This window comes from Xanthomonas sp. WHRI 6108, assembly GCF_040202385.2.
In the GTDB taxonomy this organism is placed as follows: Bacteria; Pseudomonadota; Gammaproteobacteria; order Xanthomonadales; family Xanthomonadaceae; genus Xanthomonas; species Xanthomonas arboricola.
The window spans coordinates 2,764,656-2,785,247 of the sequence record NZ_CP168198.1; the positions used below are offsets into that span (position 1 = coordinate 2,764,656).

Here is a 20,592-nt window from a genome sequence, read left to right on the forward strand (position 1 = left end):
GGCCCGGTAGGAGCGCACCTGGGCGCGATGAGGCGTTACCGATAAAGCCCGGTCGCGCTCAGGCGCGCTCCTACGACGCGTTGCGCTGCATGGCTGACCTGGTTTCGGCGGGTTTTAGCCAGCCCGCTCGCTTGGCCCGGTAGGAGCGCACCTGGGCGCGATGAGGCGTTACCGATAAAGCCTCGTCGCGCTCAGGCGCGCTCCTACGATACGTCGCGTTGCCCTGCTCGATGCGCCAAAACGAAAAAACCGCGCAGCGCGCGGTTTTTTCGTGATCGAAGATCGATGACCAATCAGGGACGACGCGCCAGCGCCTCCACGTCCTTGGCCTTGGGCAGCAGATCCTGCTTCGTCACCGCAAATGGCCCGATGCTCAGCATCGGCACTGCGACGATCACCGAGGAGATCACCACGATCACCGCGCCGATCATGTGCGTCTCGGCCAGGCCTTCCATCGACTCGCCGCCGTAGATGTACAACGCCAGTGCCGACAGGAAGAACATCACCGCGGTGATCACCGTGCGCGACAGCGTCTGGTTGATCGAGCGGTTCAGCACTTCCAACGGTTCCACCCGCAGCGCGCGGAAGTTTTCGCGCACGCGGTCGAACACCACGATGATGTCGTTGATCGCAAAGCCCATCACCGACAACAGGCCGGCCAGCACGGTCAGGTCGAACTCGCGGCCGGTCAGCGACACGAAGGCCACGGTGACCAGCAGGTCGAACAGAGCGGTCAGGCTGGCGACCACGGCGAACTTCCACTCGAAGCGGAAGGCGATATAGATCAGAAAGCCCACCAGCATGAACACGGTAGCGTACACGCCGTTCAAGGCCAGATCCTTGCCGACCTGCGGGCCGACGAATTCGCCCGGCTGCACAGTGGCGGGATTCTGCGCGGTGCTGACCGCCTTGCGCACTTCTTCGGCGACGGTGGTTGCGGCATCGTCGCGGTTGTTGTGCTGCTCGCGCGCCTGCAGGCGGATCATCACTTCGTTGCCGCCGCGCGCGTTCTGCACCTGGGCGTTCTCGAAGCCGGCCTTGGCCAGCTGCTCGCGCACCTGGTCCACGTCCACGGTCTTCTGGAACGAGGTCTGCACCAGTGTGCCGCCGGTGAATTCCAGTGCGTAGTTGAAGCCCTTGCCGACGATGACGCCGACCGAGGCCACCGCGATCACCAGCATCAGGATCAGCACCGGCTTGCGCAGGCGCATGAAGTCGATCTTGGTGTCGTTGGGAATGAGATGGAGCGGGAACAATTTCATGGAAAAGATCTTCCGTTTAGACGTTACGCACCGTCAGGATGCGCAACGCTTGCGAAGGGATTCATCCCCCGCCCCCAGCAGCGCACTGCAGGGACAAGGCCGGACTCGCATCTCAGATGGCGACGGTCTTCAGCTTCTTGCGGCGGCCGTAGATCAGCACCGCCAGCGCACGCGACACGGTGATCGCGGTGAACATCGAGGCGAAGATACCGATCATCATGGTCAGCGCGAAGCCCTTCAGCGGGCCGGTGCCGAACGCGTACAAGGCCACCGCCACGATCAGACCGGTGAGGTTGGCGTCCAGGATGGTGCCGCCGGCCTTTTCATAACCGGCGGCAATCGCCGATTTGGCCGGCACGCCCAGTCGCAGCTCCTCGCGGATACGCTCGTTGATCAGCACGTTGGCGTCCACCGACAGGCCCACCGACAACGCCAGGCCGGCAAACCCGGGCAGCGTCATGGTGGCACCGAACAGCGACATCACCGCTACCACGATCAGCAGGTTGAACAGCAGCGCCACCGAGGTGATCGCGCCGAACACGCGGTAGTAGACGGTGAAGAACACCAGCGTGAACAGGAACGAGTAGATCACCGCAGTGACGCCGCGCTCCACGTTCTCCGCGCCCAGGCTCGGGCCGATCACGTATTCCTCGACGAAATCCATCGGTGCCGCCAGCGAACCGGATTTGAGCAGCTTGGCCAGGTTCTCGGCCTCCACCTTCTCCAGGCCGGTGGTCTGGAAGTTCTTGCCGAACACGCCGGCGATGCGGGTCGGCGACAGCGCCTCTTCCTTGACCCGCACGCTGCGCACTTCCTTGCCGTCGACCATGCTGACGGTGGGAATGCGCTCGATATAGACCACCGACATCAGCTTGCCGACGTTGGCGCTGGTGTAGTCGAGCATGCGCTGGCCGGCGACGTTGTTGAGCGTCACCGCCACCGCCGGCATGCCGTTCTGGTCGGTGCTGACGCTGGCGCTGACCATCTGGTCACCGGTCACCAGCGCGCGCTTGTTGAGCAGCACCGGCGCACCGGTATCGCGTACGCGGTAGACCTTGGCTTCGGGCGGGATGCTGCCGCTGCGCACGGCGTCTTCGGCATTGCCTTCGACCACCGCACGGAATTCCAGCGAGGCGGTGGCGCCGATCAGGCGCTTGGCCTCGGCGGTGTCCTGCAGGCCGGGCAGTTCGACCACGATGCGGTCTTCGCCCTGGCGCTGGATGGTCGGTTCGGACACGCCCAGCGCATTGACACGATTGCGCAAGGTGGTGAGGTTCTGCTCGATCGCGCCGCTGGCGATCTGCTTGAGTTCGGCCTCCGGCACCTTGACCGAGATGTTCTGGCCGCTGACGTCGTAGGTCAGGGTCGGCTGCGACTTGGCCAGCGCGGTGCGCGCGGCGTCGACGCTGGCGCCCTCGCTCAGGCTGACCTGGATGCTGTTGTCGCCGCGGCGCTCGACCGAGCGATAGGCGATACGGCCGTCACGCAGCGTGGTGCGGATGTCTTCGGCAAAGCCGTCCAGGCGCTTTTCCAGCGCGGCCTTCTGGTCCACCTGCATGGCGAAGTGCACGCCGCCGACCAGGTCCAGGCCCAGCACCATCGGCCGGCCGCCCAGCTTGGCCAGCCAGTCCGGCACGGTCGAGGCCAGATTCAGCGCCACCGTGTAGTTCTCGCCCAGTTGCTGGCGCAGCACGTCGTTGGCGCGGGTCTGTGCCTGCAGGTTGGGCAGGCGCACCATCAGGCTGTCGCCTTCCCGGGTGACGGCCTTCGGCGTGATGCCGGCGGCCTTGAGGTCGGCGTCGATGCGGCTGCGCAAGGCGTCGTCGAGCTGGGCACCGCGGCTGGCGGTGATCTGCACGGACGGGTCCTTCTGGTAGATGTTGGGCAACGCGTACAACGCGCTGACCGCAAGCACCAGCAGGATCAGAAAATACTTCCAGCGAGGAAATTCAAGCATTGCGACAGTCCCGCGCGACACCATCCCGGCGACGCGCCTAGCAGTGAGAACGACTTCAGGCGGCCAACACAACGTCGCCAGCGGTCGTCAGGTGGATGCGGCGGTGCCGCGGAGCAGCGCGCTCAGCGCCGGTTCGCGGCACCGACTGCGCCCACCTGACAGTGGGCGCAGCGGGTTGGTTGCCGCTTAGTTGGCAGACTTCAGCGTGCCCTTGGGCAGCACGTGGCCCACGGCACTCTTCTGTACGCGGATGCGCACGTTGTCGGCCACTTCCACGGTGATGAAGTTGTCGCCGATATCGGTGATCACGCCCGCCACGCCGCCGGAGGTGATGACCTCGTCGCCGCGCGCCAGCTTGTCCAGCAGCGACTTGTGCTCCTTCTGGCGCTTCATCTGCGGGCGGATCATCAGGAAGTACATGACCGCGATCAGGATGATCGGCAGCGCGAAGGTGGACAGGCCGCCCATCGGGCCGGGCGCCGGCGCGCCGCCAGTGGCCTGCGCCTGGGCGACGGGGATCAGGAAATCGAGCAGATTCATTCAGTGCATCCTAGTTTGGGTGCCAGCGCGCCAACCGGCCGCTCGCTATTCAGGTACCGCCGGAGCGGAACAGCCGGGAATTATGCCATGCAGGTTCCAAACCGTCCGCGCAAGGGCGCGGACGGCCGGTCTCAGCTGGTTTCCCCCGGCAACGGCGGCGTGATGGCGCCGCGTGCCGCATAGAAGGACCGCCGGAACTCGGCAAAGGTTCCCGAGGCGATCGCCGCACGCAGGTCGGCCATCAACTTCTCGTAGTACCAGAGGTTGTGCAGGGTGCCCAGCATCGGCGCCAGCATCTCGTTGCAGCGGTCCAGATGGCGCAGGTAGGAACGTGTGTAGCCGCTGCTGCAGGCATGGCAGCCGCAGCCCGGCTCGATGGTGTCCAGGTCGCGCTCGTACTTGGCGTTGCGGATGCGCACGGTGCCGAAGGAGGTGAAGTAATGCCCGTTGCGCGCATTGCGGGTGGGCATCACGCAGTCGAACATATCCACGCCCCGTGCCACGCCTTCGACCAGGTCCTCCGGCCGGCCCACGCCCATCAGGTAACGCGGGCGGTCGGCCGGCAGGCGCGGATGCAGGTGTTCCAGCATCGCGTTGCGCTCATGCTCCGGCTCGCCCACCGCCAGCCCGCCGATGGCGTAGCCGTCGAACCCGATGCCCTGCAGCCCGTCCAGCGAGCGGCTGCGCAGGTCCGGATGCACCCCGCCCTGCACGATGCCGAACAGCGCCGCGTCGTTGCCCAGCCCGTCATGCGCCTGCCGCGAGCGCTGCGCCCAGCGCAGGCTCAGCTCCATCGAGCGCCGCGCCACCTCTTCGGTGGCCGGGTACGGCGTGCATTCGTCGAAGATCATCACGATGTCCGAATCGAGCACCTTCTGGATCTGCATGCTCTCTTCCGGACCCAGGAACACCCGCGCGCCATCGGTGGGCGAGGCGAAGGTCACGCCCTGCTCGGTGATCTTGCGGCGATGCGCCAGCGAAAACACCTGGAACCCGCCCGAATCGGTGAGGATCGGCCCGTCCCAACGCGCAAACCCGTGCAAGCCGCCGTGATCGCCGATCACATCCAGGCCCGGGCGCAGATACAGGTGGAAGGTATTGCCCAGGATGATCTCCGCACCCAGCGCGCGGATCTGCTCGGGCAGGATGCCCTTGACCGAGCCATAGGTACCCACCGGCATGAACGCCGGCGTCTCGACAGTGCCACGCGGAAAGGTCAGACGCCCACGCCGGGCATGGCCGTCGGTGGCTTGAAGCTGGAACTGGAGTCGGGACATTGAAAGGCCGGGATTGGAAATTGGGGATTCGGGATTGGCAAAAGCGAGAAGGCGGCGAGCGGAGTGCTGTTACGAATCCCCACTCCCGACTCCCCAATCCCTGCTCCACAGCAACATCGCATCGCCGTAGGAAAAGAAGCGATAGCGCTGTTCGATGGCGTGTTGATAGGCGGCGAAGATGCGCTCGCGGCCGGCGAAGGCCGAGACCATCATCAGCAGCGTGCTTTCGGGCAGATGGAAGTTGGTGACCATCGCATCGACGCTGCGGATGCGGTAGCCGGGCAGGATGAAGATCTGGGTTTCGCCGGCAAATGGCAGCAGTTCGCCCTCGGGCGCGGCATCGCTGGTGCGCCAGGCACTTTCCAGCGAGCGCACCACCGTGGTTCCCACCGCGATGACGCGGCCGCCGCGGGCCCGGGTGCGGCGCACCTGCTCGACCAGCGCGGCGCCGACGTTGAGCCATTCGGTGTGCATCACGTGCTGATCGAGCGCATCCACGCGTACCGGCTGGAAGGTGCCGGCGCCCACATGCAAGGTGACATGGCCGAACTCCACCCCGCGCTCGCGCAGGCGTGCCAGCAATGCCTCGTCGAAATGCAGCCCGGCAGTGGGCGCGGCGACCGCACCGACCTCGCGCGCGAACACGGTCTGGTAGCGCTCGCGGTCTTCCACTCCCGGCTCGCGGCGGATGTACGGCGGCAGCGGCAGGCGCCCGGCTTCCAGCAGCCAGTGCTCCAGCGGCGTGGGGATCTCGAAGCGCAGCAGATAAAACTCGCCGTCGCGGCCCAGCACCTCGGCCTGGCCGCCGGCGTCCAGCGCGATCCAGCTGCCGGCCTTGGGCGACTTGCTGGCGCCGATCTGCACCCGCGCCTCGCGCTCGCCGAGCAGGCGCTCGATCAGGATTTCCACCCGCCCGCCACTGGCCTTTTGCCCGAACAACCGCGCCGGGATCACCCGGGTATCGTTGAAGATCAGCAGATCGCCCGGCTGCAGCAGCTCGGGCAGATCCCGCACCTGCCGGTCGACCAGCGCCTGCGGCGACGGCGGCACCACCAGCAAGCGGCTGGCCGCCCGCTCGGCCAACGGCGCCTGGGCAATCAGCTCGTCGGGCAGCGAATAGTTGAAATCGGACTTCTTCAAGGCCGCAGGATGTGTTGGCTGAGGAGCCGGATATTGTAACTGCGGCCGGGATTGGAGATTCGGGATTGGGGATTCGCAGTGAGGCGGGGATTGGGGATTCGGGATTCGTAAGAGCAGGATCCGCGGACCGGAACGTTTAGGACGCAAGCGGCCCGCTCTTACGAATCCCCAATCCCCAATTCCCAATCCCCGCCTTTCACCGCTCAAACTTCGTTGACAAAATGATCGACGTCGTCGTGCGCTCCACGCCGTCGATCGCGCCGATGGCGTCGGTGAGCACGTCCATCTCGTTGACGCCGCCGACCACGCCCAGGGCGATCAGGTCGTAGGCGCCGCTGACCGAGTGCAGCAGGCGTACCTGCGGGATGTCGCGCAGCGCCTTGACCACGGCCGGCATCTTCTTGGGCAGCACGGTGATCAGGATATGCGCGCGGATGCGGCCCTGTTCGTAGGCGTCGTGGGTGCGCACGGTGTAGCCGCTGATCACGCCGTCGCGTTCGAGTTTTTCGATCCGGCTCTGCACGGTGGTGCGCGACAGCCCGAGCCGGCGCGCAATCTGCGCGGTGGAGGCGCGCGCGTCCTCGCGCAGCAGCGACAGCAGGCGTTCGTCGGAGGGAGTGATTTTCACTTTTGCCCAATTGGTTCGTCGATTCGACGAAAATACCCGACTTCCTGCCCGGATTCACGCTGCCAAACGCCGATCTTCTGCCGATAATAGGAAGGGAACGCCACCTTGCAGGAGATGCGCCATGTCCGTCCTCGCCCCGCTCGCCCCGCTGCGTGCCCACGCCGGCCGCCGCCTGACCGATGGCCTGGACGATGCCAGCATCGTGCGTCTGGCCGCCAACCACCCGGATCTTGCACGCGCCATCGACGCGGCGGTTGCCGAGTACGCGCAGGTGCGCGCGGAGGCCGCCGACCTGCTGGACCTGGACGAAGACGCCCAGATCAGTGCGGTGCAGGACGGCTTCATCAACTTCTATGCCGACGATGCGGTGACCCCGTACGTGGCACTGGCCGCGCGCGGGCCCTGGGTGATCACGCTCAAGGGCGCGGTGCTGTACGACGCCGGCGGCTACGGCATGCTCGGCTTCGGCCACACCCCCGCGCCGGTGCTCGAGGCGATGGCGCGTCCGCAGGTGATGGCCAACGTGATGACCCCCAGCCTGGCGCAGCGCCGGCTCGACCGCGCCCTGCGCGCCGAGATCGGCCATACCCGTGGCGGCTGTCCGTTCGCACGCTTCATGTGTCTCAACTCGGGCTCCGAAGCGGTCGGCCTGGCCGCGCGCATCGTCGACACCAACGCCAAGCTGCACACCGACCCGGGCGCGCGCCACGCCGGTGCCAGCATCAAGCGCGTGGTGGTCAAGGGCAGCTTCCATGGCCGTACCGACCGCCCCGGCCTGTATTCCGATTCCAGCCGCAAGACCTACACCAAGTACCTGGCCAGCTACCGCGACGAAGACTCGGTGATCGCGATCGCGCCGTACGACGTGGCGGCGCTGCAGCGCGCCTTCGACGAGGCCGCGCGCAATCACTGGTTCATCGAGGCGGTATTCCTGGAGCCGGTGATGGGCGAAGGCGACCCGGGCCGCGCATTGCCGGCCGCGTTCTATGCCGCAGCGCGCGAACTGACCCGCCTGCATGGCAGCCTGCTGCTGGTGGATTCGATCCAGGCCGGCCTGCGCGCGCACGGCGTGCTGTCGGTAGTGGATTACCCCGGGTTCGAGCAGCTCGACCCGCCGGATCTGGAGACCTATTCCAAGGCGCTCAACGCCGCGCAGTACCCGCTGTCGGTGCTGGCGGTGACCGAACACGCCGCGCAGGTGTACCGCAAGGGCACCTACGGCAACACCATGACCACCAATCCGCGTGCGCTGGATGTCGCCTGCGCCACGCTGGCGTTGTTCACCCCGCAGGTGCGCGAGAACATCCGCACCCGCGGCGCGCAGGCGATCGCCAAGCTGGAAGCACTGCAGTCCGAGCTGGGCGGTTTGATCACCAAGGTGCAGGGCACCGGCTTGCTGTTCTCCTGCGAGCTGGCACCGCAATTCAAGTGCTATGGCGCCGGTTCCACCGAAGAGTGGTTGCGCCATCATGGCGTCAACGTCATCCATGGCGGCGAGAATTCGCTGCGCTTCACCCCGCACTTTGCGATGGACGAAGACGAACTCGATCTGCTGGTCGGCTTGATCGCGCGTGCGCTGAAGGAAGGTCCGCGCCAGACCCAGGCCGAGGCCGCCTGAGAGCCAGCGACAGGACGTGGCGAGCCGTCCTCATGTGGTAGCGGACGGTGCGCAGTAACTTCGGTATCCGAGCGGTAAACGCTGAATCCCAGCACCGGCCGCGCCCACCTGTAGGTGAGCGCCATGGTTTTGCGAGCCGCTTTAAGCCAAGGCGACGCAGGCGGTACTTGCGCGCCTCGGACAGGTGCGCGGCCGCCCCGAAGCTCACCGCGCGCCCTTGCTGTCGCGGCGATGTGCTGCCCGGCCCGGTCAGATCGGCACGGCGCTCAGCTTGCGGCGCAGGTAATTGGTCACGGCCCGGCGTGGCGACTTGCCGCGCCAGGACGCCCAGCACAGGTGCGAGCCCACCGCGACGGTGCCGCCACGGTGACCGAGCCCGAACCAGGTGCGATCCGGATGGAACGCATCGCGCGCCGGGAACACGATGCCGGCAAACTCGCCGGCGTGCGCGTTGTAGAAACGCGTCAAGCCGCGCGGGCCGGAGATCATCGGAATCTGCCGGTGGTCTTCCAGCATCTCGGGCGCATGCGTGGTGAAGATGTGCTCGATGAAGGCGCGCCAGAACGGATGCCCTGCCTCCGAGCCGAACACGGCATTGCCGATCTTGAACTGCTCGTTGCCGGGCGCGCCCTCTTCGATCGGCAGCACGCATTGCTGTGCCAGTACGTCCGCGCCAAGCGTGCGCAGCAGCTTGTAGTCGGTGTCGAAATAGAACCCGCCGTAGCTGTGCATATAGGCGCAGCGCGCGATGTCGGCCTTCATCACACCGAAGCGTATCGCCTCGTAGCGGTCGGCGAATTCCGGGAACGCGCGCCGCATCAGTGCGGAGTTGTCGGCGTCGTCCCAGACATGGCAGGTCCAGCCCGGCAGCAGCCGCTGCAGGCGGGCCCGGATCTTGCGCTCTTCCCAGAGCAGGTGCTTGGTCGGCGCAGTGAGATGGAACACGTGGGGGATCATGGGGGCTTCTCGGGGCTGGGGGAACCAGACCTCCATCGAAGCACCGCACCGAAGCCGGCTACCCGGATGGAGCTCCGGTCAGCCGCAACAGTAGTCCCATTATTAGTGTGACGTAATTCACAATTTTAAATGGTTACGCCTGCCGCCGATTTGCATCATCAATCCACAACCGAAGTTCGCTCACAGCCTCGTCATCCGGTACGGCGGGTCTCGCAGCTGCTGTCCTGTGCCTCACTCCCAGCAACGGTCTGCGCGTCCCTTCAGGCTTGCGCTGCGCGGGCAATCGCGCGGTGCGATGCGCCCGGCTTCCTGCTCCACCAGCCGCTTGCCGCCATCGCTGCCGCGCTCCAGCTCGAACGCATCGTAGAGACGTCCGGTGGCGGTGCGCGACTCGTAACGCAACTTCTGGTTGTCGATGCGAAGCACCTGATAGAGCTGGGTGTCTTCGCCGACCGGACGCATGGTCTTGCGTGCCATGTCCGAGAGACGGTACTGCTTGGGCCCGGCCACCGAGACCACGAACACCGGCGTCGCCTGCCCTGCGTCATCGCCGCGCCGGCCGTAGGTGTGGTCGTGGCCCTGCAGCACCAGATCGACCTTGTGGCGGCGGATCACCGGCAGCACCTGCTCGACCAGCTTCTGGTTCTCGCGATCGGCGCGCGGGGAAAAGAACGGCTGGTGGATCAACACGATCGACCACGGGTGCGGGTTGTCGGCCAGCACCGTGTCCAGCCACTGCGCCTGTGCCGGGCCGGTGCCCAGATCCAGCACCGAGGTGCCGTCCAGCACGGCGATGCGTACGCCCTGATAGTCGAACCAGTAGCTGGTGCGCGCGGTGGCCGACGGCCCGTTGCGCGGCAGGGCGAAGGTCACCGGCCAGTGGTTGCCGAGCGTGCGCGTGGCCTGCGGGGTGTCCTCGCCCTCTTCGTGATATTCGTGATTGCCCGGCGCCGGTGCCACTGCGGTGCCTTCCAGCAACCAGCGCCCGGCTTCGAACCATTCGGCCCATTCGTTGTCGTCCTGGCCGTCCTTGCCGCTGACCAGGTCGCCGGCAAACAGGGCCAGCCGCGCGTCCGGTGCCGAGCGCCAGGCCTGGCGGATCACCCGCGAGACCAGGCTGAGGTTCTTGTTCTGGGTGTCGCCGAAGTACAGCAGCGTCAGCGGTGTGTCGGGGCTGGCGGCGGTGCGGAAATGATTCCACGCACCCCAGGTACGGTTGCCCTGCACGCGGTAGGCGTACAGCGTGTCCGGCTTCAGCCCGTCGATGTCGGCGCGGTGGTGGTGCGAGCTGCCGTTTTCGCTGGCCAGCGTGGCGGTGCTGGCACGGATGCGGCGCGGCGTACCCACGTCGGGCGAGTCGCCGGCAACCACCAGTTCCAGCCACGGCTGATCGACGCTGGCATCGGTACGCCAGGCCACTGCGAAACCGGTCGCCGCCGCCTGCGCGGGCGTGGCGACGATGCGGTCCGGGAAGCCATCGGCAACATAGTGGCTGGAACCCGCCGGCACCTGGGTATTCGGTTCGGCGGCGCGCTCGGCGGCGAACGACCGCGTGCCCGCCATCGCCCCCAGCAACAGCGCTGCAGACAGCGCCGCACGTGCAGCGCTCATGGCGCGCACTCTTTCAGGCGCAGCGTGCGCGCGATATCGCGCCAGTCGAATGCCGCCACCGCCTGGTCGTCGTGCAAGGCATAGAACACCCCGCCCGGAAAGCGCGCATCGCCGCGTTGATCCAGCCACACACCGTCGGTATTGGCGGTCACCCGGCCAGCGAAGGCACCGACATGCGCCAGGCTCTGGCGATCGAATACCTGGAACACGCTGCGGTCCTTGAACTGATCGGTGGCGATCCAGTAGCCGCTGCCGTCCTTGCACGCAAACAGCGTCATGCCTTCGGCCTGCGCCTTGAACAGGCCGCTGCCGACATTGCGGCCGCGGTAGCGTCCGTCCATGCCGTATTCGCGCAACTGCGTACCCACGGCGACATCTTCTTCGGCAATCATCAGGCGCGCATGCGCTTCGTCGCCGAACACCGACTCGGCGATCCGGATCGCGCCCGCGTCGCTGGTATCGCCGAAGCTCTGCGTCAGCCGCGATTGCCAGCCCTGCCCCGCAGCGCTCAATTGATAGCGACGAAAGCGTTGACCGAGTTCGGCCAGCGGCGGCGGCAGATCCTTGTTGGCCGGCGACATGTAGTTGTCGCTGACCACCACCTCGTAGCCGCCGTCGTGCTTGCGCACCCACAGGCCGTAGGGCTCGCGCAATTCGTCCTGGCCGAAGCTGGTCAGCGGCTTGAAGTCGGGCAACGAGAACACCTGCACGCGGCGGTTGTCGCGCTCGACCACGAACACCAGATCGTCGACCACCGAAATCCCGTTCGGGCGATCCAGCTTGCCCAGCGCCTTGCCCTTGCCGCCGACCACGCGCAGGCGCTTGCCGCTATCGCCATCGAACACCACCAGCGCATGCGTGGCCTTGGCGGTGGCGATCAACCAGCGGCTGCCATCGGGCGCACTCCAGCTGGCCGGCGAATCCAGATTGTCGGCCGGGGTCAGCGCGGTGATGAAGGCCTCCGGCACCACCTGGTGCGCCACCTTGGCCTCGCTGAGCAAGGGGTCTTTCAGCAACGCCTCGTCGGCTTCGCGGTCGACCGGTGCGCTGGCGCAGGCGGTCAGCGCCAGCGCGCTGGCGAGCAGCGTGGTGTGGAGTAACGTTGTGTGAAGCAGCGCGCGTGTTGCGATCACAGTGCCACCTTCAGGCCGAGCGCATAGGTGCGGCCGTATTCTTCGTTCTGCAGCGTGCGCGAGGGCACGCCCTGGTACAGCTCCAGCGGTTCGTCCAGCAGGTTCTGCGCTTCCAGATACAGGCTGACGTGGCTGTTGAATTGGTAGTTCATGCTGAAATCCAGCTGGGTATGCGGGGCGACATAGATATCGTACGCGCGGCTTTCGCCAATGGTGTCCAGGTACTCGCTGCGGTACACCGCCGCAACCCGCGCACTGAAGCCGTATTTTTCGTAGCCCAGGTGGCCGCTGTAGATGCGCTTGGACGAGCGCGGCAAGGTGAAGTCCTCGCCGGCGCGATCGCTCAGGCCGGGATCGAAGTCGCTGTCCAGCACGGTGGCGCTGGCGCCGACCAGCAGGCCGTTCCAGCCTTCGGGCAGGAAGTCCAGCGCCTGCTGCCAGTTGAATTCGGCGCCACGCACCTTGGCAGTGTCGCCGTTGATCGAGCGCGTGACCTGCAGATCGGGGAACTCGGCATCGTTGGTGCTGATGGTCTGCACGATGTAGTCGTCGATCGACTTGTTGAACACGCCCAGCGAGATCAGGCCGGTGCTGCCGATGTATTTTTCGAACGACAGGTCCAGGTTGGTGGAGCGATACGGATCGAGATCGGGGTTGCCGACGTTCACCTCGTTGTCGCCGCGATTGATACTCACGCGCGGGGAGACATCGCCGAATGCAGGCCGCGACAAGGTCTTGTTGGCGGCAAACCGCAGTACCCAGTCATTGCCGGTGTCGTAGCGCAGATGCAGGCCAGGCAGCACGTTGGTGTAGCTGCTGGAGGCTTCGCGCGGCGTCACCGTGGCGGTGCGGCCGTTCTCGGCCACGTCGACCTGGTTGCCGGTGGCATCGAACTGGGTGTTTTCCACGCGCACACCGGCAATCGCGCGCAGCGCACCGATGTCCCAGGTGCCCATCACATAGGTGGCGAACACGTCTTCGGTGGCCTTGTAGTCGTCCTGCAGCGAGGTCTGCAGATTGCCGCCGACATCCTGCGGGCGCGCGCTGTACAGATTGCCGGAGGTGTTCCAGTAACGGCGCATGCCGTCCGAGCCGATGCTTTCGCCCAGGGTGCCGCCGCGGTGTTCCGGCGCGGCGGTGGTCCAGTCGCTCAGATCGATCGCCGGCCCGCGACGCAGCTCGCTTTCGTCCACATTGACATCGCGCTCGCGCCAGCGGCCGAGCACACCCATCTTCAGGCTGGAATGCTCGCCGTCGAAGCGCACGTTGATCTGCGCGCTGCGCTCGCTGTCGTCCACCCGCTTGGGCGCAAGCACGAAGCGGTCGAACACGAAATCGTCGTTGCTCTGCCAGCCGTTGTCGGAAAAGCCCAGGCGCGGAATGCCGCTGTTCTGGTCGACCGTGGCCGACAGATCGTCGCCGTCATAGTTGAAGCGCGCCTCCATCTCGTCGTTCACGCGCTCGGTGGTCTTGGTGTAGCCCAGCTTGTAATCCACCGTGGCCGCGCTCAGACGGTTTTCACCGCCCACGCTCAAGGCCATGGTGTCCTCCTTCTTGGTGCGATAGCGCACGCGCTTGGAGATGGAATCGGCCGGCAGGTCGGCCACCTCGTAGGTGCCATCGCCATTGGCGCTGACCTGCCCATCGGCCAGGCCGAAGATGGTGCGCTGGCGGGTTTCGGCATCGTCGAAGCGGCTGTACAGCGTGCGCAGGTAATAGCGGTTGTCCGCGTCGGGGCGCCAGTCCAGATTGAGGTTGGCGCCCATGCGGGTGCGCTCGATGAAGTACTTGCGGCGCTGCACCTCGCCGGCGAACAGATCGTCGGCCGCACCGCCGTCGAAGCTGTCGTAGGCCACCTCGGTATTGTCGGATTCGAATTCGCGGTCCTGGTAGTTCACGCCCACTGCGACGCCGAAGGTGCCGTCGAAGATATCGCTGTAGTTGAACGCGCCCTTCGGGCTGGTCTTGCCCGACAGCGACTGGTGGCTGCCTTCGACCGAGCCGCGCAGCGTGCGGCCATCGCGATCGAACGCGGAGGTGGACTCGACCTGGATCGCACCGCCGATGGAATCGCCCGGCATGTCCGGAGTCGGCGACTTGACCACCTTCAGGCGTTCGGTCGAGTCGGACGGAATCACGTCCAGCGGCGCCGAGCGCGTGCCGTCTTCCGGCGTGCCCATGGTCATGCCGTCGATGGTGACGCTGTTGAGCGCCGAATCCAGGCCGCGGATCACCACGAAGCGGCCCTCGCCCTGATCGCGGGTGACGCTGACGCCGGGCAGGCGCTGCAAGGATTCTGCAACATTCTTGTCGGGGTAACGGCCCATCGCATCGGAGGCCACCGCATCCTGGATCGCATCGGAGCCACGCTTGAGATCGACTGCGCGCACCTGCGATTCCACCTGCGGGCGCACTTCCAGGCGCTCCAGATCGATGGCCGCCGCGCCGGATGCACCGGTGGCAGCTGCCGCACCCTCGGCCGCCTGCGCAAGCGGGCTCCACGCGGCCGCCGCCAACGTCAGCGTGATCGCCAGGCACAGCGGAGTCTTGTTCAACACGGGTGCTTCCCCAATCGGTTAAGAATGGGTGGGCACACTATGTCTACGACGTTTCACTGACATGACATATGCAAGCGCGATCACGCGCAATGTGTGGCGACGCTGCCGCCGGCTGCGGCACACTGTGGGTCTCTCCCGCCTGTCGCTGCCCATGAAAATCGTCGAAGTGCGTCACCCCCTCGTCCAGCACAAGATCGGTCTGCTGCGCGATGCCGCCTTGAGCACCAAGGGCTTCCGCGAACTTGTCACCGAGCTGGGCACGCTGCTGGCCTACGAGGCCACCGCCAATCTGGACACCGAATCGCACGTGCAACCCGGCTGGGCCGGCCCGGTGACCGTGCAGCGGATTGCCGGCGCAAAAATCACCCTGGTACCGATCCTGCGCGCAGGGTTGGGCATGCTGCCCGGCGTGCTGGCGCTGATCCCGGCCGCGCGCGTGAGCGTGGTCGGCCTGCAGCGCGACGAAGAAACCCTGCAGCCGGTGCCCTACTTCGAACGCCTCACCGGCCGCCTGGAAGAACGCGATGCACTGATCCTGGACCCGATGCTGGCCACCGGCGGCACGCTGATCGCCACCATCGACATGCTCAAGCGCGCCGGCGCGCGGCGGATCAAGGGCATCTTCCTGGTCGCCGCACCGGAAGGCCTCAAGGCACTGGAAGCCGTGCATCCGGACGTGGAGGTCTACACCGCCGCGATCGACGACCACCTCAACGACAAGGGCTACATCCTGCCCGGCCTGGGCGATGCAGGCGACCGCATCTTCGGAACGCGGGTGGAGTGAGCTGCGGAGGCTTGAAGCCCCTCTGCCTGCGGGGCGAGAAGACTCCGCTTGCGCGCCATTGGCGCGCGTGCCTTGAAGCGCCCGCGCCGCAAGCGCGGGCCGGGGGCGCGCAGTGGGGATTGGGGTGAAGGTCCGTCTAGCGAAGCAGTCGGCGAGTCACTTCTGACGGCACGTGGCGACGCGTTTGTCATTGCCGGCATTGGTAGCTCCCCTGAGGCGCACCCTCATCCGGCGCTGCGCGCCACCTTCTCCCGGTGGGAGAAGGAACAGCCGCGGCATCGTTCGTTGCGTTGAAAAATGCCCACCTCAGCGCGTCGACGCCTCGATCGCCGCACTCACATACACCAGCGGCGCATTCCAGTTGATCGCCACCTCGTTGCTGGCATAACTGCAGGTGTTGTCCAGATACGACAGCGCCGGCAGTTTGGAGGGGTACGCCACCTTGCAGTCCTTGGCGTCCTGCTGGCCCGGTTGCGGACCACCGGCCAGCCAGCCCGGCACCGGGGCGTCGATGCCGTCGGCCTCGGAGGGGCGATGGTGGATATGCATCGGGCTGCGCAGCCCGACGCCGGTGACGAACGACAGGCCCAACGGATTGCGCCCCAGGATGTAATCCAGCTGCGACTGCGCAGCATCCAGATACGGCCGCTGCCGGGTCAGCCGATAGCCCTGCATCAGCATCATCGCGCGGTTGAGCACCACCACATTGCTGCCCCACACGAAGTCGGTGTCGCTCATCGCCAGACGCCAGGGCGAGGCCTGCCACTCATCGGCAAGACGCTGCGCCAGGCCGGTGATCTCACGGGTGATGCGTGCGCGATCGGCATGCGGGGTGAGCCGGTCGCGATGTTCGGCCAGCGACATCCAGGCCAGGCCGCCGACGTTGCTCCAGCCCGGCACGCTGGCCGGTACGTTGCGCGCAATCATTGCGTCGTAGAAGCCGTCCTCGCGCGTGCTCACGTACAGCTCGGCCGCGGCCCAGGCGAATTCGTCGTCTACCTGCGCATCGTCATAGCCGCCGGTGCGCACGTCGTCGGGTTGGCGATAGATCACATCCGGGTGTTGCTGCGCCCACGCCCAGGCACTGCGCGCGGCGTTCAACATGCGCGCCGATGCGCCCGGATACTGCTTGTCGAACGGCGCATAGACGCGGCTGGCTGCCGCCATCACTGCGGCGAAATCCAGCGTGGCGGCGGTGGCCTTCATCACTACATAGCGTTGTTGCGTGGCCTGCGCGGGCATCACCAACCCGTCGAACTGCTTGTCGGTGAGCTTGTGGTACACGCCACCGTCGGCCGGGTCCTGCATGGCCAGCATCCATTCCAGATTCCACCAGGTCTCTTGCAGGATGCCGGGCACGCCGGGCGCGTCGTCGGGAATGGTCAAGGCCTGCGCCTTGAACAGTGCCGGGTACTGCTCATAGGCGGCCAGCAAGGTATAGGTGCTGATGCCGGAATTGACGATGTACTTGTTGTAGTCGCCGGCGTCGTACCAGCCCTTGGGCGCACTGATCACGCTGTCGGCCGGGCGCGTGGCCGATGCCGCCGAAGGATGGATGCGCACCTGCGTATCCGGATGCCCGGCCGCACGCGCATAGCGCCCGGCGAACTGCGCCGGCAGCGCAGTACTGGCGCGATTGAAATAGAACGCCTTGAGCGATGCGTCGAGCACGGGCCGATACGCGCTGGCCGCGATCGGGAACGGATCGGACACCGGCTGCCCGTCGATCTTCAACCGGTAGGTACCCGGCGCGCGCAGGCTGGAAAAATCCGCCACCCGCGCCTGCTGGCCGGCCGGCGTCCACAGCGCGGCGGCCTGCAGCCTGCCCTCCAGCACCTGGCGGCCCTGCGCATCCTCGACCGTGAAACGGTCCGCGGTGGGCGCCGCGCCTTGCGGCAATCCGAGCACCGCAAGCTTGGCCGAGCCCGGCAGATAGCCGAGCTGATTGACGTGGATGGCAGCGCCCGTTGTCGCTGCGGCCTGGTCGCCGGTGGTATCGGCCGCGCAAGCGGCGATGGGCGATGCGATCACCATGCCGGTGAGCAGAGTCTGGAAAATGTTCATGCCACGATGGTCGCTGCATTGGCGCAGGGCGACAAGTCCAATCCAGGCATAGGCAACCGCGTGGAAATGCATCGCTGCGGCCGCGTGCCTGCATCGATGGAGGCGAGCACCTGCGGCCAACCGCAGCATCGCGCAGGCCATGCCATGGCACGGCGCGGAACATGCAATGGGACAACACCCGCTGCCTTCCGACCATGCCTGCCCTCGCCGACGAGGACAGGCATATCTCGATCACTCAGCGATCAGCGCGCCGCAGCCTCCAGCTGCACCTGCGCCTTGCCCACCGGGTTGCGCGGGTCGCTCCCGCCGGTGAGCACGTTGCTGCGCTTGTCCCATTCCACCGTCTGCAGGTTGCCCCAGACGTGGCTGGAACCGCGGCCGCCCTCGGCGGTATCGCCCGGCAGCTTGAGCGCATGACCCATCGCCTGCAGCGCCTTGGCGGTCTGCGGCGAGAACGCGTTGCTCTCGGCCTCGATCACGTCCGGCAGCCACTGGTGGTGATAGCGCGGCAAGGCGCTGACCTGCTGCGCATCCAGGCCGGCGTCGTAGCCCAGGATGCCGAGCAGCACCATGGTGATGATGCGGCTGCCACCCGGGGTGCCGATCACCGCGACCTTGTCGGCCGATTCCATGAAGGTCGGCGTCATCGAGCTGAGCATGCGCTTGCCCGGCTTGGGGGCGTTGGCCGCGTAGCCCATCACGCCGAAGGCATTGGGCGTGCCCGGCTTGAGCGCGAAGTCGTCCATCTCGTCGTTGAGCAGCACGCCGGTGCCCTTGGGGATCAGGCCCGAGCCGTACAGCAGGTTGACGGTCTGGGTGGCGCCGACGCGGTTGCCTTCGCCGTCGATGATGGAAAAGTGCGTGGTCTCGTCGTCTTCCAGCGGGGTCGGGTTGCCCGACAGCAGGTCGCTGGGGGTGGCCTTGTCCGGGTTGATCGTGGCACGCAGGCCTTGTGCGTAATCCTTGCTGGTCAGCACGCGCTGCGGCACGGCGACAAAGTCCGGGTCGCCCAGGAAGAAGGTGCGGTCGCGGTAGGCGCGGCGCATCGCTTCCACCACCAGATGGGTACGGTGCGCATCGTCGAGCGTGTCCAGTTCCCAGCCTTCGAGGATCTGCAGCATGGCGGCGAGTGCGATCCCGCCGGAGGACGGCGGCGGCGCGGTGGTGATCTTCCAGCCGCGGTAATCGAACTGGATCGGCGTACGCTGCTTGACCCGGTACCCGGACAGCTCGGCGGCCTTCCACTGCCCGCCGGCCTGCTTGACGCCGGCCAGCAGCTTCTTGGCGGTTTCGCCCTTGTAGAAGCCATCGAAGCCCTTGTCGCCGAGCAGCTGCAGGGTATGCGCCAGCTCGGGCTGCTTGAAGATGTCGCCTTCGGCAATCGGCTTGCCGCCGCGCAGATACACCTCACGCGTGCCGGGATAACGCTCCATCACCTCGCGCCGCGAGGCATAGCCCTTGGCCATGCGCGCGTACACCGGGAAGCCTTCGCTGGCGATGCGGATCGACGGCGCCAGCGACTGCTTCAACGGCAGCCGGCCGTGCTTGGTGGCCAGTTCCACCAGCGCTGCCGGCAGCCCGGGAATACCGGCCGACCAGGGACCGTTGACCGAGCGGTCGCGGTCCAGCGCGCCCTGCTTGTCCAGGAACTGCGCCTCGCTGGCCGACTCGGGCGCGGTCTCGCGCGCGTCCAGCATCACGTCCTTGCCGGTCTTGGCATCGTGCAGCAGGAAGAAGCCGCCGCCGCCCAGCCCCGAGCTGATCGGCTCGACCACCGCCAGTGTGGACGACACCGCGATCGCCGCATCGAACGCATTGCCGCCCTCGCGCAGGATCTGCAGGCCGGCGTCGGTGGCCAGTGCATGACCGCTGGCAATCGCCGCACCGGGCGGGTGCCCCGCCACCGGCGAGGTCGTGGCTGCTGCAGGCCTGGCGCCATCGGCAGCCCAGGCCGTTGGTGCCAGCACCAGGGCCAGCAGCAACAGGCCGCGCGAAGAGAAACGTCGGGAAAAGATGCTCACGGGGCGGGAGGCTCCTGTTCGTACAGTTCGGGGTGGTCGCGCTGCAGCTGCATGAGCTTGGCGAGCAGTTGATCGTGGGTTTCCGGTATTGCCGGATCCGGGTCGATGCATTCGACCGGGCACACCACCACGCATTGCGCTTCGTCGAAATGGCCCACGCACTCGGTGCAACGTGCCGGGTCGATCACGTAGATGGTTTCGCCCATCGAGATGGCCTGGTTCGGGCACGCCGGCTCGCAGACATCGCAGTTGACGCAGAGCTCGTTGATTTTCAGCGACATATCGGCACCACCATGCGATGCGGCGCGGCGCGATGCAACGCCAGGCGCTGGAACGCAACGTACTGCCGGAAGCGGACGCACGGGGCGTAGCGCGATGCACGGACAACGCCATGCGCGTGGCCGGCAACCGGTCCGAGCGGACCGGCGCCGACGGCGCGCGGGATCAGCAGCATGCTGCGATCCCGCACGGCGGCCGGACGCGCCCTCCCGCGCCTCCGGCCTGGTACGGCATTACTTGGCTTCAACGAAGGTGTATTCCACGCCCTTGGGCTGGACGATGCCCTGCACCCGCGCATTCTCGGCCGCATTGCCGATGAACAGCACGCGCACGCCCTTCATCGAATCGGCCGGCACGTCCTTGAACGCGGCGTCGATCAGGTCGGCCATCTTGGTCGAGGCGGACGAACCGAAGGCCAGCATGTTGCCCGGCTGCACGCCACGCGCGAGTGCGGTCTTGACGCTTTCCAGCTGACGCTCGTAGCTGCCGGCGAACTCGGCATCGGACTCCGGCGGCAAGTAATACAGGAACGGGCTGTTGGTGGTGGTGCCCAGGTTCTGGCCGACCACTTCCTGCAGGTACTTCTTCCAGCCGGCGTTGTCGTCCTTGGCCGGCGCGGTCAGCGCAGCCGGAGCGGCGGCGGCGGTCGGTGCCGGCTCTTCCTTCTTGCAGGCGGTGACGGCCAGAGCAGCGACCGAAGCGAGCACCAGCGCGCGCATTGTGTGTTTCATGAAACTCCTCCCTTTGAAAAGCATGTGGTGAT

Annotated in this window: 17 protein-coding genes; 2 read left to right on the plus strand and 15 right to left on the minus strand. The window is 66.5% G+C overall.

What is annotated here, in order from left to right; all coding sequences use genetic code 11:
• Positions 1 to 293 precede the first annotated feature (293 nt).
• The 6 genes from secF to ABQ039_RS11595 all read right to left on the minus strand — a co-directional run bounded on the left by secF (position 294) and on the right by ABQ039_RS11595 (position 6,804).
• Entirely contained in the window at positions 294 to 1,262 is a 969-nt protein-coding gene (gene secF, locus ABQ039_RS11570) for a protein translocase subunit SecF (RefSeq protein ID WP_016903296.1), read from the minus strand.
• Between the two features lie 112 nt (positions 1,263 to 1,374).
• Complete coding sequence (gene secD / locus ABQ039_RS11575) at positions 1,375 to 3,219, minus strand: protein translocase subunit SecD (protein WP_039516458.1); 1,845 nt, start codon at positions 3,217 to 3,219, stop codon at positions 1,375 to 1,377.
• A 186-nt stretch (positions 3,220 to 3,405) separates the two neighbouring features.
• Complete coding sequence (yajC, locus tag ABQ039_RS11580; RefSeq protein ID WP_016903294.1) at positions 3,406 to 3,759, minus strand: preprotein translocase subunit YajC; 354 nt, start codon at positions 3,757 to 3,759, stop codon at positions 3,406 to 3,408.
• A 131-nt stretch (positions 3,760 to 3,890) separates the two neighbouring features.
• Positions 3,891 to 5,036 carry a tRNA guanosine(34) transglycosylase Tgt gene (tgt, locus tag ABQ039_RS11585; protein WP_016903293.1) on the minus strand — a complete coding sequence of 382 codons (1,146 nt, stop codon included), beginning with the start codon at positions 5,034 to 5,036 and terminating at the stop codon, positions 3,891 to 3,893.
• Positions 5,037 to 5,105: 69 nt separating this feature from the next.
• Positions 5,106 to 6,176 (minus strand): tRNA preQ1(34) S-adenosylmethionine ribosyltransferase-isomerase QueA, encoded by a 1,071-nt coding sequence (gene queA, locus ABQ039_RS11590; RefSeq protein WP_154832196.1) that lies wholly within the window; start codon positions 6,174 to 6,176, stop codon positions 5,106 to 5,108.
• Positions 6,177 to 6,372: 196 nt separating this feature from the next.
• A complete protein-coding gene (locus ABQ039_RS11595) occupies positions 6,373 to 6,804 on the minus strand; it encodes an Lrp/AsnC family transcriptional regulator (RefSeq protein WP_016903291.1) in 432 nt (143 codons plus the stop codon).
• Positions 6,805 to 6,925: 121 nt separating this feature from the next.
• Here ABQ039_RS11595 and ABQ039_RS11600 point away from each other — a divergent pair, with 121 nt between their 5' ends.
• On the plus strand, positions 6,926 to 8,422 hold the full coding sequence (locus ABQ039_RS11600; RefSeq protein ID WP_184609295.1) for an aminotransferase class III-fold pyridoxal phosphate-dependent enzyme: 1,497 nt from the start codon (positions 6,926 to 6,928) through the stop codon (positions 8,420 to 8,422).
• Positions 8,423 to 8,671: 249 nt separating this feature from the next.
• Here ABQ039_RS11600 and ABQ039_RS11605 read toward each other — a convergent pair whose 3' ends face one another.
• The 4 genes from ABQ039_RS11605 to ABQ039_RS11620 form a co-directional block, all read right to left on the minus strand.
• A complete protein-coding gene (locus ABQ039_RS11605; RefSeq protein ID WP_024940028.1) occupies positions 8,672 to 9,379 on the minus strand; it encodes a glycosyltransferase family 32 protein in 708 nt (235 codons plus the stop codon).
• Positions 9,380 to 9,610: 231 nt separating this feature from the next.
• A complete protein-coding gene (locus ABQ039_RS11610; RefSeq protein WP_184609294.1) occupies positions 9,611 to 10,990 on the minus strand; it encodes a metallophosphoesterase family protein in 1,380 nt (459 codons plus the stop codon).
• Positions 10,987 to 12,105 (minus strand): phytase, encoded by a 1,119-nt coding sequence (locus ABQ039_RS11615; protein ID WP_184609543.1) that lies wholly within the window; start codon positions 12,103 to 12,105, stop codon positions 10,987 to 10,989. Before ABQ039_RS11615 ends, ABQ039_RS11610 begins: the two co-directional genes overlap by 4 nt.
• Before the next feature lie 14 nt (positions 12,106 to 12,119).
• Positions 12,120 to 14,681, minus strand: coding sequence for a TonB-dependent receptor (locus ABQ039_RS11620; protein ID WP_026064507.1), 2,562 nt, complete (start codon positions 14,679 to 14,681; stop codon positions 12,120 to 12,122).
• A gap of 151 nt (positions 14,682 to 14,832) precedes the next feature.
• Here ABQ039_RS11620 and upp point away from each other — a divergent pair, with 151 nt between their 5' ends.
• Positions 14,833 to 15,465 carry a uracil phosphoribosyltransferase gene (gene upp, locus ABQ039_RS11625; RefSeq protein WP_024940024.1) on the plus strand — a complete coding sequence of 211 codons (633 nt, stop codon included), beginning with the start codon at positions 14,833 to 14,835 and terminating at the stop codon, positions 15,463 to 15,465.
• A 306-nt stretch (positions 15,466 to 15,771) separates the two neighbouring features.
• Here upp and ABQ039_RS11630 read toward each other — a convergent pair whose 3' ends face one another.
• The 5 genes from ABQ039_RS11630 to ABQ039_RS11650 all read right to left on the minus strand — a co-directional run bounded on the left by ABQ039_RS11630 (position 15,772) and on the right by ABQ039_RS11650 (position 20,560).
• Positions 15,772 to 17,529, minus strand: a complete 1,758-nt coding sequence (locus ABQ039_RS11630) for a glycoside hydrolase family 9 protein (protein WP_349778440.1) — start codon at positions 17,527 to 17,529, stop codon at positions 15,772 to 15,774.
• 242 nt (positions 17,530 to 17,771) lie between these two features.
• On the minus strand, positions 17,772 to 19,550 hold the full coding sequence (gene ggt / locus ABQ039_RS11635) for a gamma-glutamyltransferase (protein ID WP_349778439.1): 1,779 nt from the start codon (positions 19,548 to 19,550) through the stop codon (positions 17,772 to 17,774).
• A complete protein-coding gene (locus ABQ039_RS11640; RefSeq protein ID WP_003489796.1) occupies positions 19,547 to 19,831 on the minus strand; it encodes a YfhL family 4Fe-4S dicluster ferredoxin in 285 nt (94 codons plus the stop codon). Before ABQ039_RS11640 ends, ggt begins: the two co-directional genes overlap by 4 nt.
• On the minus strand, positions 19,822 to 20,004 hold the full coding sequence (locus tag ABQ039_RS11645) for a hypothetical protein (RefSeq protein WP_053052131.1): 183 nt from the start codon (positions 20,002 to 20,004) through the stop codon (positions 19,822 to 19,824). Before ABQ039_RS11645 ends, ABQ039_RS11640 begins: the two co-directional genes overlap by 10 nt.
• Positions 20,005 to 20,062: 58 nt before the next feature.
• The gene (locus ABQ039_RS11650) at positions 20,063 to 20,560 is read right to left on the minus strand and encodes a hypothetical protein (protein ID WP_039516474.1); all 498 of its coding nucleotides are present in this window, start codon (positions 20,558 to 20,560) and stop codon (positions 20,063 to 20,065) included.
• Positions 20,561 to 20,592 lie beyond the last annotated feature (32 nt).